The sequence below is a fragment of the Nonomuraea sp. NPDC059194 genome, assembly GCF_042754765.1.
Lineage (GTDB): Bacteria > Actinomycetota > Actinomycetes > Streptosporangiales > Streptosporangiaceae > Nonomuraea.
The window spans coordinates 80,362-92,996 of sequence record NZ_JBHZBH010000021.1 but is presented as its reverse complement, the minus strand read 5'-3'; the positions used below and the strand labels follow the sequence as shown (position 1 = coordinate 92,996).

Sequence of the window (12,635 nt, the reverse complement as noted above, 5' to 3'; positions counted from 1 at the left end):
GAACCCAGTGTGCCGCCTAACGAGGAACGGTTGGTTCCGTGATTACCACGATCTTGCCGAGGAGATGGCCCTCCTCGCTCAGCCGGTGGGCGTCGGCCGCGCTCTCCAGCGGGAAGAGGCGAGCGATCGGCATGCGCACGCCGCCCGACTCCACCACCTCCCTGATCGGCGCCGGATCGGTGCCGCCCCGGGAGAACCGCACCCCGAACCGGCCCGCCGCCGGGTCGGCGATCGTGACCACCCTGTCCGGATCGCCGGTCAGCCGCACCGAGTCGGCCAGCACGTCCCTGCCCGACGCGTCCAGCACCGCGTCCACCGCGCCGACTACCTGGCCGACTCGGTCCGCCCAGCCGTCGCCGTAGGTGACGGGGGTGACGCCGAGATCGCGCAGGAACGCATGATGGACCTCGCTGGCGGTGCCGACGACCTCGACGCCCCTGGCACGGGCCAGCTGGGCGGCGACCAGGCCGACGCCGCCCGCCACCGCGTGGATCAGCAGCCGCTCGCCCTCCTTGACGCCCAGCTCGGCCAGCGTCCTCGCGGCGGTCTCCGCCGCCACCGGCAGCGCCGCGGCCTCCTCGTAGCCGAGGTGCTCCGGTTTGGCCAGCAGCTCGGCGGGGTCGGCGAGCACGTGGTCGGCCAGGCCGCCGGTCGGCACCCTGCCGAACACCGGCTGCCCCACCCGCCAGCCGTCGACGCCCTCGCCGAGCGCGTCGATCGTGCCGGACACCTCGATCCCGGTGCCCGCGGGCCCGTCCAGCGGGACGACCATGTAGCCCCTGCGGAACTTCCAGTCGAGGGCGTTCACCCCGGCCGCCTTCACCGCGACCCGCACCTGGCCCAGGCCGGGTGCCGGGATCGGCACCTCGTCGAGAGTGAGCACGTCGGCTGCGCCGTACTCGCGGTAGCGGACGGCGCGCGAGGTGGCCAGCAGGACCGCCTTGCCGACCAGCGTCCGCCCCTCGATCGCGGCGTGCGCCTCCGCCGCCCTGTCCAGGGGTACGGCCAGCCCGATCGTCGGTGTGATCCCCGCGGCGAAGGCCCGCCCCGCCAGCCGCGTGAACCGCTCGGGCGTGAACTGGACCTGCTCCATGCCGCTGACGGTGATGCCGCGACGTTCGGCCTCGGCCACGTCGACGACGGCGGGCCCGCCCGCCGCGACGCCGTAGGCGAAGAACCTGCCGCCCCGCTCGGTCAGCTCGAACGCCCGCGCCCCCTGCTCGCCGCCGACACCGTCGAAGACCACGTCGAACCGGCCACGCCCCGCTCCCTTGGTGTGTTCGGCGCCGAGGAGTTCGGCTCGGCGGCGCTTGGCCGTACCGGAGGCCAGGGCCGTGACCTCGGCGCCCGCCGCGGCGGCCAGCTCCACCAGCACCAGGCCGAGCCCGCCGCCCGCACCGGTGACCAGCACCCTGGCGCCCGGCCGCAGCTCGGCCGCGTCGATCAGGCTGAGCGCGGCGGGACCCACCTGCAGCAGCGCCGCGGCCTCGGGCAGCGCCAGCCCGTCGGGCACCGGCACCAGCGCGTCCACCTCGGCCACCGCCTGCTCGGCGTAGCCGCCGCTCACCATCGCGGCGACCCTGCGGCCCAGCCACGAGGGATCCACCCCCTCGCCGACCGACAGCACGTGCCCCGCCACACCGGTGCCGGGCACGAACGGCGGCCGCGTGCCGAACCACTCCGTGCCCCAGCCCGCGCGCAACTGCGCCTCCACCGCGAGGACGTCGGCGGCCGACACCCCCACCACAACCTGCCCAGGCCCCGCGACCAGGTCGTCGACCTCGCGCGCCCGCAGCACCTCGGGACCGCCGAACCGGGTGACCTCAATGATTCTCATGCCCGACAGTCTCGAACCTCAAGTTTCCTTGAGGTCAACTCCGTTCAGCCGAAGAGTTTCTGGGCCTGCTGGATGACCGTCAGCACGGTCAGCGAGCCGAAGAAGGCGATCGACCAGATGAGGGCGGCCAGCCGGTAGTTGCGCACCTTGATCGGCCCGGGCAGCGCCCGCCGGTTGAGCACGATCAGCAGGATCGAGTAGACGAACATCATCACCGCGGCGAAGGAGGCCGACAGCACCAGCAGGATCAGCGGCTGGTCGAAGCCGGCCAGCAGGATCGCGATCCCGACCAGAACCATTGCCCAGACGACGATGAAGTAGACCCTGTTGACTGAGATGGGCTTGTCGCGCAGGTAGACCGTCTTGAGGATGTCGGAGGCGAGCCTGCTGGTGTAGTCGACGATGCCCATCGCCGAGGCGAACAGCGACAGCGCGCCGATCACCCAGAACAGCACGCCGAACCACGGCCCGACCGTGGCCTGCAGCGTCTCGCCCTCGACCCTGAGGAAGTCGATGCTGTTGGCCAGCCCCTCCTTGCCGAAGACCGTGGAGTAGGCCAGCATCGACATCAGCGCGATCGTCACGAACGACACGAGCGCGAACGTCGAGGCCTGCTCCACGTTCGCGAAGCGCCACCAGGCCTTCCACCTGGCCAGGTTCTCCTTCGTGGGAGCGAACTGGAAGCCGGTCACCGGGGCCGCCTCCTCGTGGCCGGTGACCGGGCTGACCAGGCGCGGCACGTAGTGGCCCATGCCCAGGCCCTTGTCGCGGATCCAGTTGCTCTGGCACAGGTTCTGCCCGCCGCCCGCGCCCGCGTAGGCGATGGCGCCCATCAGCAGCGCGAACTGCAGCGGCGGAACCGGCAGGCTGGCGTCCACCGTGAGGCCCCTGCCCAGCGCCACCCACGCGTCCGCGTTGATCGCGAACAGCACGGCCACCACGATCAGCGTGAGCACGAGCGCGATCTTGACGAAGATCACCCGCTCCAGCGCGATGTAGATGACCGGCGCGAGCGTCAGGGCGAGCGCGATCACCAGGAGCATGCCGATCGCGATGAAGCGGACGTTGCCGCCCGTCAGATAGGTGACCATCGTCGCGGAGGTCGTCACCCAGCCGGGCCACAGGTTCGACAGCAGGGTCATGGCGACGAACACTGCGCCCCAGTGCTTCCAGAACCGGCTGAAGCCGGTCAGCGCGGTCTCGCCGGTGGCCAGCGTGTACCGCTCGATCTCCATGTTGAGGAACCACTGCGTGATGATGCCGATCAGGGCGCCCCAGATGAAGATCAAGCCGACCTGGGAGGCGATGTAGGGCCAAAGGATGAACTCGCCCGAAGCGAGCCCCACCCCCGCACCGACGAGCCCAGGCCCGATGAGCCGCCACCTCGAAACGGGCGGGTCGGGCAGATCCCTGACGGTGACCGGTGGTAGCACGCGCTGTGGCACTGTAGGGGTGAACACAGCTGCCCCCTACCCGATCAAGACAACATACTCACCTTTTTCGGTAAAAGTCGTCACGCGCCCGCCGTCCGCCATCAGGCCGCCCAGCACCTCGCGCATGGCCAGCCGCCACGCCATGGCCGCCGACGGGTCCCGCCGGCGCAGCGCCTCGATGTCGGCGGGCGTGCCGACCAGCGCCACCGGGCCCTTCACCTGCCCCCTGACCGGAAGGCCGTCCTCCTCCTCCAGCGCCACCACGCCCTCGTACGGCACGTGCGGCGCCTCCTGCTCTTTCACCGGCCACTCGACCACCAGGCGGTCGGACTCGTCGCCCTCGTTGATCGCGTCGGCCATCGCGCCGTAGAAGTTCTCGACGTACTCGACCGGGCGTGCGCCCAGCTTGGCGAGGTTGAAGTGGGCGTTGCGGCGCACGAGCGGGTCGAAGGTCCAGGTGATGTGGTCGATGCCGCGTTCGGCGCACCAGGCGCGCTGGTGGCGTTTGAGCGCGTGGCCGATGCCCCTGCCGGGCTCGGCGCCGGTGACGTGGGAGTGCAGGGCGTTGCCCGCCGCCAGCAGGCCCACGGACGCGCCGACCAGCCGCTCGCCCTCGTAGGCTCCCGCGACGTACCCCCCGGTGTGGGAGAAGACCCGCATGAGCTCGACGGTGACAGGGGGGTTGGCCGGGTCGGGGCGCCAGATCTCGTCGAAGAGCCTGAACACCTCGGCGAACTCGTCGATCCGGTGCAGCTCGCGCACCACCACCTGGGCCTTCGTCACCCTCGAAAATCTATCCGAGCCCGCACGGCCAGGGTCCGTGACCCCGGCCCGCGACCCGCGACCAACCGGCGGGCCGGGGTCGGGAGGTCAGGAGGTCAGGACCGCGGACACCAGCGAGCGCAGCAGGCGCGCCCGTTCCGGCATCTCCGCCACCACCACGTGCTCGTGGTCGGCGTGCGCGCCACCGCCGACGCCGCCGAGCCCGTCCAGCGTCGGCACGCCGAGCCCGGCCGTGAAGTTGCCGTCCGAAGCCCCGCCCACCGACGCCGACGTCAGCGCCCCCAGGCCCAGTTCCTCAGCCAGCCGCGAGGCCAGCGCGAACAGCTCGGCCGACAGCGCCGCCTCCAGCGGCGGCCGGTTCGGCCCGCCGTCCACCTCCAGCCGCGTGCCCTTCACCTGCGGCGACAGCGCCCGCATCAGCGTGTCCACCCTGGCCTGGGCGGCCAGCGTCGGCACCCGCACGTCCACCCCGACCCGGGCCAGGGCAGGCACCGTGTTCACCGTCGTCCCCCCGGCCAGCACGGTCGGCGTCACCGTCGTGCCCGCCACCGGCCCGCCGCCGTTGACAAGCCCGGCACGCCCGGCGACGGGCTCGCCGCCGTCGACGAGCGCGGCCATCCCGGCGATCGTGAGGATCTGGTGCGCGAGCTCGATCCCGGCGTTGGCCCCGTTCCACGGTTCGAGCCCGGCGTGCGCGGCCTTGCCGTACACCGTGACCGTGTAGTCGGAGGTGCCCTTGCGCGCGGTCTTGAGCGCGCCGCCCTCGGCGGCGGCCTCCAGCACGAACGCGGCCGCCAGGCCGCGGGCGGAGTCCTCGATGAGCGGGCGCGAGGTGAGCGAGCCGACCTCCTCGTCGCCGGTGACCAGCACGCACACGCCGTCGAGCGAGCCGAGCCCGGCCAGCGCGTGGAACATCTGCACCAGCCCCGCCTTCATGTCGAAGATGCCGGGCCCGCGCGCGATGCCGTCGACGACCGACCACGGATGGGTGGTGGCCAGTGTCCCCATCGGCCACACGGTGTCGTGGTGGCCGAGCAGCAGCACCCTGGGCGTGCCGAAGCTCCACCGCAGGTGCGTGACGCCGTCGACGACGATCGTCTCCGGCTGCGCGCCGAGGTGGCGGGCGCCCATCGCGGCGACCACCTTCGCGCTGCGCGCCACCGCCTCCAGGTCGCTGGAGAAGGACTCGCAGGTGACCAGTTCCTCGAGGTCGTCGATCACGCCAGCGCCTTTCCTAACAAACGGTGCACGTTCCCGCCGACGATCTTGTGGACGTCCGCCTCCGGCAGCCCCCTGGCCAGCAGCCCCTCGGTGACCAGCGGCAGGCCGCTAGGCCCTTCGAGCCCCGGCACGCAGGCGCCGACGTCGAGACCGGTGGAGGAGATGCTCTCGCAGCACGGGGGAGTGAGGTCGCGCCTGACCTCGTCCATGAAGTCGGGCCCGAGGCCCACGTGGTCGATCCCCACGACACCCGCCACGTGCTCGATGTGGTCCAGCACGTGGTCGAGCGTGGCCTCGCGGGCGTTGTCGGTGAGGAAGGCGGCCAGGAAATTGACGCAGATCACGCCACCGGTGCCCGCCACGCCCCTGAGCTGCTCGTCGGTGAGGTTGCGGTGGTGGTCGCGCAGCGCCCGCGCCGCCGAATGCGTCGCCATGACCGGCTTGGAAGCCAGTTCGAGCACGTGCGCCACGCCCGAGGCGCCCAGATGGGAGACGTCGAACAGGATGCCGAGCCGTTCCATCTCCTTCAGCGCCTCGACGCCGTGAGAGGTGAGCCCGCTGCCCGTGGCGTCCTCGCCGCTGCCGTCGGCCAGCGGGGTGCGACCCCAGTGCGCGATCGAGGCGATCCGCACGCCGAGCCGGTGCACCGTCGGGATGAGCTCCACGCTGGCGTCGAGGCCCGGCATGCTCTCCAACGCCAGCACCAGCGCGATCCTGCCCGCCTCGATGGCGGCGTCGATCTGCGCGGCGTCGGTGCACAGCGCCACCTCGTCGGGGTTGCCCTCGGCGATCACGTGCGCGCACTCGATCATCCGCAGCGTCTGCCTGAGCGCGCCTTCGGGACGGTACTCCGAGGAGATGAACACCGGCAGCACCTGCAGGTTCACCTTGCCGGCGCGCAGCTGCGGCAGCCATTGGGCGCGGAAGAACTCCGCCCACCGGTCCGGCGGCCTCGCCGAGACCGCCATGAGCAGATCGTTGTGCGTGTCAGCCACCACATGCGACGTCATGCCGAAGACGTTATCCGGTAGGCGGACAAGGGCGGGAGAGCGGTCAGCCTGCGATACAGGGTGCTCGGCCCCGGCCAGTTGGTGGTGACCGTCCCGTCGGCGCTCTGGTACCAGCTGCGGCAGCCGTCGGTCCAGACCATCCGCTCCATCGCCGCCGCCAGCCGTCCGCGCCAGGCCGCCATGGCCTCGGGCCTGACCTCCATCGGCCCGTTCCTTTCCAGGTACGGCAGGCACGCCATGACGTGCCGCACCTGGCATTCGATCATGAAGACGATGGAGTTGTGGCCGAGGTTGGTGTTCGGGCCGTAGAGCAGGAACAGGTTGGGGAAGTTCGGCACCGCGATGCCGAGGTAGGCCGCGGCGCCGTCCTTCCACTGATCGGCCAGCGAGACCCCGCCCACTCCGGTGAAGGCGATCGGCTGCAGGAACTCGGTGGACCTGAAGCCCGTGGCGTAGATGATCGTGTCGGCCTCGCGCACGCCCTCGGTGGTCTCCACGCCCTTCGGGGTGATCCTGGTGATCGGGTCGGTCACGACGTCCACGTTGGCCTTGGTGAGGGCGGGATAGTACGAGCTGTCGATGACCACCCTCTTGCAGCCGACGGGGAAGTCGGGGGTGAGCTTGGCGCGCAGGGTCGGATCGGCGACCTGGGCGTGGAGGTGGCCGAGCGCCCGTTTGCGCAGCAGATCGGCGCTCCAGCCGTGGGCGAGGGCGGGGTAGAGGGTGCCCTCGGCGTACCGGTAGATCCACTCACGGTACAGCCGATGGAGGCCGGGGACCAGGCGGAAGGCCAGCGTGGTCCTGGGACCGAAGGCGGCGTCCGCCTTGGGGATCACCCAGTTGGGGGTGCGCTGGAAGAGGTCCAGGTGGCCGACCAGCGGCTGGATGCGGGGGACGAACTGCGCGGCCGACGACCCGGTGCCGATGACCGCCACGCGGCGGCCGGTCAGGTCGTGCTCGTGGTTCCACCGGGCGCTGTGGAAAGCGACCCCCGCAAAGCTCTCAGTTCCCGAAATTTCGGGGTATGAGGGGCGGTTCAGTTGGCCGACGCACGACACCACGACGTCGAACTCCTCGCTCCCTTCTTCCGTGGCGACCTGCCAGCGGCGGCCGTCGAAGGCGGCGGAGACGATCTCGGCGCCGAACCGGATCTTCGGCCGGACGCCGTACTTGTCGGCGCACATGTCGAGATAGGCGAGGATCTCCGGCTGCTCGGGATAGCGGCGCGTCCAGCTGGCGTACCGCTCGAAGGAGTAGGAGTACAGATGGGAGGGGATGTCGCAGCCCGCTCCCGGATAGCTGTTGTCGCGCCAGGTGCCGCCGACCTCGCCCGCCTTCTCGTAGACCGTGTAGGAGCCGATCCCCGCGCGTTCCAGCCCGATCGCCATGCACAGTCCGGCGAACCCGGCACCGATGATCGCGACCCTCATGCGCCCCTCCACAGATGTCAGGATCCACTTACGTTAGGCGGCGCTCGTGCCCGTGTCGAGGTAGCCGAACCGATAGTCTGCGCAGGTGACGCTGGCAGATGTGATCAACGTGCTCGAGGCCGCCTACCCGCCGGGAAGAGCCGAGTCCTGGGACGCCGTCGGCCTGGTCTGCGGTGACCCCGCCCAGTCGGTGCGGCGGGTGCTGTTCGCCGTCGACCCCGTGCCCGTCGTCGCCGAGGAGGCGCTCGACTGGGGCGCCGACCTGATCGTCACGCACCACCCCCTCTACCTGCGCGGCACCACCAGCGTCGCCGCCACCACCTACAAGGGGCGGCTGATCCACGACCTGATCCGCAACGACGTCGCCCTCTACACCGCCCACACCAACGCCGACGTCGCCAACCCCGGCGTCTCCGACGCGCTGGCCCGCGCCGTCGGCCTGGTCGGCGACCTGGTGTCGCTGCAGCCGTTCCCCGACGACCCCTGGCGCGGGCTCGGCCGCATCGGCGAACTGGCCCGCACCATGACGCTCGGCGAGTTCGCCGAACAGGCCCTCGCCGGGCTGCCCACCACCTCGTGGGGCCTGCGCGTCGCGGGCGACCAGTCCAGGCCCGTCAGGCGGGTGGCCGTCAGCGGCGGCTCGGGAGACTCCCTCCTCGGTACGGCACGCGCCGCGGACGTCGACGTCTTCCTCACCGCCGACCTGCGCCACCACCCGGCCAGCGAGTTCGTCGAGACCGGCGGCCCCGCCCTGGTCGACGCCGCCCACTGGGCCACCGAATGGCCCTGGCTCGACAGCGCGGCGTCCATCCTGAGCTCCAGTGGCGTTAACGTTGAGACGCGCGTCTCCGCCACGGTCACCGATGCTTGGACAAGAGGATATTGATCATGAAAGCAGCCCCTGCCGCCCAGAAGCGACTGCTCGACCTGGCCGAGCTCGACTCCGCTGCCGACCGCCTGGCGCACCGCAGGCGCACCCTGCCCGAGCTGGCCGAGATCGACGAGCAGTCGAAGCGCTACGCCCAGCTGGCCACCCAGGTGATCGCCGCCGAGACCGAGGCGAGCGACCTGGCCCGTGAGCAGACCAAGGCGGAGAGCGACGTCGACACCGTGCGCATCCGCGCCGAGCGCGACCAGAAGCGCCTCGACTCCGGCATGGTCACCTCGCCCAAGGACCTGTCCAGCCTGCAGTCCGAGATCGCCTCGCTGCACCGCCGCCAGGGCGACCTGGAGGAGGTCGTGCTGGAGATCATGGAACGGCGTGAGGCCGCCGACGCCAAGGCCGCCGACCTGATCGCCAAGCGCGACGAGATCGCCGCCACCCGCGGCGCCGCCGAGGACCGCCGCGACACCGCCCTCGCCGAGATCGACAAGGACGCCACCGACGTCGACGGCCGCCGCTCGGGCATGGCCGGCGAGATCCCCGCCGACCTGCTCGCGCTCTACGAGAAGCTGCGCGGCCAGTACGGCGTGGGCGCCGCGATGCTCCACGGCGGCCGCTGCATGGGCTGCAAGGTGACGCTCGCGATCGCCGACATGAACCGCATCAAGGCCGCGCCCCACGACGAGGTGCTGCGCTGCGAGGAGTGCCGCCGCATCCTCGTACGCACCCCCGAGTCCGGCATCTGACCCTCGGCCACCGGCCTTCGTGAGCCCGGCGGTCGGCCCTCGGCCCCGCCTCGGCCTTCCCGAGCCCGGCGGCTGAGGCCCGGCTCCCCGCTTGGGCCTTCCCGAGTCAGACGGCCGACCTTCGCCCCCGCCCCGGCCTTCAGCAGATCAAGGAGCAGTCATGAGCACGACCTCGTACCTCATCGAGGCCGACGGCGGGTCGAGAGGCAACCCTGGCCCCGCCGGTTACGGGGCCGTCGTCATGGACGCCGCCGACCGCCAGGTCCTCGCCGAGGCGGCTGAGGCGATCGGCGTGGCCACCAACAACGTCGCCGAGTACCGCGGCCTGATCGCCGGGCTCACCTCGGTGCTCGACCTCGGCGGCGACGGTGCCATGGTCGAGGTCCGCATGGACTCCAAGCTCGTCATCGAGCAGATGGCCGGCCGCTGGAAGGTCAAGAACGAGGGGCTCAGGCCGCTCGCGATCGAGGCGCAGGCCCTGGCCAGGCGGCTGCGGGTCACCGGGTGGACGTGGATCCCCCGCGAGCGCAACAAGCACGCCGACCGCTTGGCCAACGAGGCGATGGACGCCGCCGCCAAGGGGCTGGTCTGGAAGGCGGGGGGCAGCGCCGTACCGTCGGCAGGGCCGTTGGTCGGCAGCGCTCCGCAGGCGGGGCCATCGGTCGGCCGCGGCGCCGTACCTGAAGCCGGGCCCTCGGTGGGCGAGCGCGGGGCGCCCGCGCCGAAGGGGGGCGCGCAGACCGACCTGCTCGACCTGTCGGCGCCGACCGCCTCGCTGGTCACCCGGCAGGCCGCCAAGGGCACCGGCTGGGGTCCCGCCACCAGGGTCGCCACCTCGCTGCTCCTGCTGCGCCACGGCGAGACGCCGCTGTCGGCCGAACGCCGTTTCTCCGGCCTCGGCGACGCCGAACTCACCCCGAACGGCCTGGCCCAGGCCGGGGCCGCGGCCCGCAGGCTGGCGGCGCCGCCGTACCGGATCGATGTGATCGTCAGCTCCCCGCTCAAGCGCGCCCGCCAGACCGCCGAGGCGGTGGCGCGGCTCGTGGGCGTCGAGGTCGAGGTGGACGAAGGCCTCAGGGAGACCGATTTCGGCGCGTGGGAGGGCCGAACGTTCACCGAGATCCAGCGCGAGTGGCCGGACGAACTGGCCGCCTGGCTGGCCGACCCCACCGTCGCCCCTCCAGGGGGCGAGAGCTTCGAGCAGGTGGCGCGACGGGTCGAGCAGACCAGAGACCGGCTGGTCGAGCGCTACGAGGGCCGCACCGTGCTGGCCGTCTCCCACGTCACGCCGATCAAGACGCTGCTCAGGCTCGCCCTGCTCGCGCCGCCCGACGCCCTCTACCGCATGCACCTCGACCTGGCGTGCCTGTCGCTGATCGACTTCTACGCCGACGGCCCCGCCGTGGTGAAGGCGTTCAACGACATCTCCCACCTACGCTGAGGCGTTCGACGACCTCCCACCCGCGCTGAGGCGGGCACGGCCCGGCCGATCCCGATGCCGCGAGGTTCACCGGGCACGACCGGGCCGTGGGCACCGTCCCCCTCAGACGATGACCGCTCCAGCACATCCCGGCCCACTTGCCGATGGGTTGGAGGTGGCTGGGGATGCGATAATCTCGCTGCAGACGAGCCGGCCGGGCGGCCGCGTCGAGCCTCCTGGCGGGGGTTCGCCGAGGAAGGTCCGGGCTCCACAGGGCAGGGTGGTCGGTAACGCCGACCCGGGGTGACCCGCGGGACAGTGCCACAGAGAGCAGACCGCCTTCCGGGCAACCGGGAGGTAAGGGTGAAAGGGTGGTGTAAGAGACCACCAGCGCCCACGGTGACGTGGGCGGCTAGGTAAACCCCACCCGGAGCAAGGTCAAGAAGGGACGTTTCCAGCAGGAGCGTCCCGCGCGCGACGTTCGAGGACTGCCCGTCCGAGCCGCGCGGGTAGACCGCTTGAGGCCGCCGGCAACGGTGGTCCTAGATGGATGGTCGCCCCTTCGTTCGCGAAGGACAGAACCCGGCCTACAGGCCGGCTCGTCTCTCCGCCTTCGCGCTCTTGTAAGGTCCTCCGCATGACCATCACCGACCTGGCCGATCTTCGGCTGGCCACCACGAACGCGGCGGCGCTGTGGACGGCGCTGGGCGAGGTGCGCGGCCACGACGTGGTGCGGCGGCCCGGGTTCGTCGCCGTCGGGGGTGACGAGCGGGCGGGGTTGCGCATCGTCCTGCAGTCTCCCGCACCCGGCGACGACGACGTGGCCGAACTGACCGAGCTGGCCAAGGGCTGGACACGCGGCCCGGTGCTCGTCGAGGACTCCTACGACGTCGTCGACATGAGCGCGATCGGGCTGGAGCCCCGTCAGCTGCCTGTCATGATCCGCAGGCCGGGGCAGGCGGTGCCGTCCCCAGTGCTCGACGTCGTGAGGGTCGAGCGGGAAGACCGGCTGGAGACGGCCGAGCGGATCGTGGTCGAGGGCTTCCCGCTGGCTCGCTTCCAGCCGCACCACCCTCGGCAGGCGTTCCCGGCGGCGCTGCTGGGCTACGACGGCGTCGAGGTGTTCGTCGTGGAGAAGGACGGCGTGCCCGCCGGCGCGTGCCTGACGGTTGCCGACCGTATGGTGGGCGGGGTCTACTGGGTGACCACGCTGCCCGAGTTCCGTTCGCTCGGCGTCGGGCGGGCGCTCATGCACGCGGTGCTCGGCGGCCCGCTGAAGGACCTGCCGGTCACCCTGACGTCGGCGAAGGCGGGCAAGCCGCTCTACGACTCGCTCGGCTTCACCACCATCACGCAGTCCACCTGGTGGTCGTCGCCGTGATCCGGACGAGGCGGCCCGGCGACCTGGCCGGTTGCGTGGCCGCGCTGCGTGCCGTACACGAACGGGACGGCTACCCCTTGGCCTGGCCGGCCGACCCCGAGGAATGGCTCACGCCCGATGGCCTGATCAGGGCGTGGGTCGCGGAAGACGACGGCGTGATCATCGGACACGCCGCGCTGCGCGGGGCCGATCCCGAGCTGCCGGAGGCGGACGCCTGCCTCGCCAGGCTGTTCGTCGCCCCGCACGCCAGGGGGCGGGGCGACGCGGCGAGGCTGCTGGCCGCCGTGGAGCGGGAGGGGGACGGTCTCGGCCTGCGCCTGGGCCTCGACGTCGCCGACAGCGGGCGCGGCGCCATCGCCTTCTACGAGCGCGCGGGCTGGCGCAGGATCGCCAGCGGGCGCGCGGGCTGGCTCGACGCCGACGGCAGGCCCGCGCTGGTCCACCACTACCTCCGATGAGCGAGCCCGCCACGGGACGCCCCGCCGCCCGGT

Annotated in this window: 11 protein-coding genes and 1 other RNA gene; 6 read left to right on the top strand and 6 right to left on the bottom strand. The window is 71.8% G+C overall.

The window, feature by feature from the left end:
- Positions 1-16: 16 nt before the first annotated feature.
- The 6 genes from ACFXJ8_RS24900 to ACFXJ8_RS24875 form a co-directional block, all read right to left on the bottom strand.
- Entirely contained in the window at positions 17-1,837 is a 1,821-nt protein-coding gene (locus ACFXJ8_RS24900) for a zinc-binding dehydrogenase (protein WP_379646344.1), read from the bottom strand.
- Positions 1,838-1,881: 44 nt separating this feature from the next.
- Positions 1,882-3,270, bottom strand: coding sequence for an Nramp family divalent metal transporter (locus ACFXJ8_RS24895; protein WP_379646343.1), 1,389 nt, complete (start codon positions 3,268-3,270; stop codon positions 1,882-1,884).
- A 36-nt stretch (positions 3,271-3,306) separates the two neighbouring features.
- Complete coding sequence (locus ACFXJ8_RS24890; RefSeq protein ID WP_379646342.1) at positions 3,307-4,053, bottom strand: GNAT family N-acetyltransferase; 747 nt, start codon at positions 4,051-4,053, stop codon at positions 3,307-3,309.
- A gap of 87 nt (positions 4,054-4,140) precedes the next feature.
- Positions 4,141-5,274 carry a M20/M25/M40 family metallo-hydrolase gene (locus ACFXJ8_RS24885; protein WP_379646341.1) on the bottom strand — a complete coding sequence of 378 codons (1,134 nt, stop codon included), beginning with the start codon at positions 5,272-5,274 and terminating at the stop codon, positions 4,141-4,143.
- Positions 5,271-6,284 carry a dipeptidase gene (locus tag ACFXJ8_RS24880; RefSeq protein WP_379646340.1) on the bottom strand — a complete coding sequence of 338 codons (1,014 nt, stop codon included), beginning with the start codon at positions 6,282-6,284 and terminating at the stop codon, positions 5,271-5,273. Before ACFXJ8_RS24880 ends, ACFXJ8_RS24885 begins: the two co-directional genes overlap by 4 nt.
- On the bottom strand, positions 6,281-7,714 hold the full coding sequence (locus tag ACFXJ8_RS24875; protein ID WP_379646339.1) for a flavin-containing monooxygenase: 1,434 nt from the start codon (positions 7,712-7,714) through the stop codon (positions 6,281-6,283). Before ACFXJ8_RS24875 ends, ACFXJ8_RS24880 begins: the two co-directional genes overlap by 4 nt.
- 85 nt (positions 7,715-7,799) lie before the next feature.
- On the opposite strand from ACFXJ8_RS24875, the gene ACFXJ8_RS24870 reads away from it, so the two are divergent.
- The 6 genes from ACFXJ8_RS24870 (at position 7,800) to ACFXJ8_RS24845 (ending at position 12,602) form a co-directional block, all read left to right on the top strand.
- Complete coding sequence (locus ACFXJ8_RS24870) at positions 7,800-8,600, top strand: Nif3-like dinuclear metal center hexameric protein (RefSeq protein WP_379646338.1); 801 nt, start codon at positions 7,800-7,802, stop codon at positions 8,598-8,600.
- 2 nt (positions 8,601-8,602) lie between these two features.
- Entirely contained in the window at positions 8,603-9,343 is a 741-nt protein-coding gene (locus ACFXJ8_RS24865) for a zinc ribbon domain-containing protein (protein ID WP_379646337.1), read from the top strand.
- 160 nt (positions 9,344-9,503) lie between these two features.
- Positions 9,504-10,784: a bifunctional RNase H/acid phosphatase gene (locus ACFXJ8_RS24860; RefSeq protein ID WP_379646336.1), complete on the top strand. Its 1,281-nt coding sequence runs from the start codon at positions 9,504-9,506 to the stop codon at positions 10,782-10,784.
- A 185-nt stretch (positions 10,785-10,969) separates the two neighbouring features.
- An RNA gene (gene rnpB, locus ACFXJ8_RS24855) (RNase P RNA component class A) lies at positions 10,970-11,369 on the top strand.
- A 31-nt stretch (positions 11,370-11,400) separates the two neighbouring features.
- Positions 11,401-12,144, top strand: a complete 744-nt coding sequence (locus ACFXJ8_RS24850; RefSeq protein WP_379646335.1) for a GNAT family N-acetyltransferase — start codon at positions 11,401-11,403, stop codon at positions 12,142-12,144.
- Positions 12,141-12,602, top strand: a complete 462-nt coding sequence (locus ACFXJ8_RS24845; protein ID WP_379646334.1) for a GNAT family N-acetyltransferase — start codon at positions 12,141-12,143, stop codon at positions 12,600-12,602. Before ACFXJ8_RS24850 ends, ACFXJ8_RS24845 begins: the two co-directional genes overlap by 4 nt.
- Positions 12,603-12,635 lie beyond the last annotated feature (33 nt).

Bases quoted from the DNA above. Each gene is read 5' to 3' on its own strand.
- ACFXJ8_RS24900 (WP_379646344.1), bottom strand. From the start codon at position 1,837: ATGAGAATCATTGAGGTCACCCGGTTCGGCGGTCCCGAGGTGCTGCGG.
- ACFXJ8_RS24880 (WP_379646340.1), bottom strand. From the start codon at position 6,284: ATGACGTCGCATGTGGTGGCTGACACGCACAACGATCTGCTCATGGCG.
- ACFXJ8_RS24875 (WP_379646339.1), bottom strand. From the start codon at position 7,714: ATGAGGGTCGCGATCATCGGTGCCGGGTTCGCCGGACTGTGCATGGCG.
- ACFXJ8_RS24865 (WP_379646337.1), top strand. From the start codon at position 8,603: ATGAAAGCAGCCCCTGCCGCCCAGAAGCGACTGCTCGACCTGGCCGAG.
- ACFXJ8_RS24860 (WP_379646336.1), top strand. From the start codon at position 9,504: ATGAGCACGACCTCGTACCTCATCGAGGCCGACGGCGGGTCGAGAGGC.
- ACFXJ8_RS24850 (WP_379646335.1), top strand. From the start codon at position 11,401: ATGACCATCACCGACCTGGCCGATCTTCGGCTGGCCACCACGAACGCG.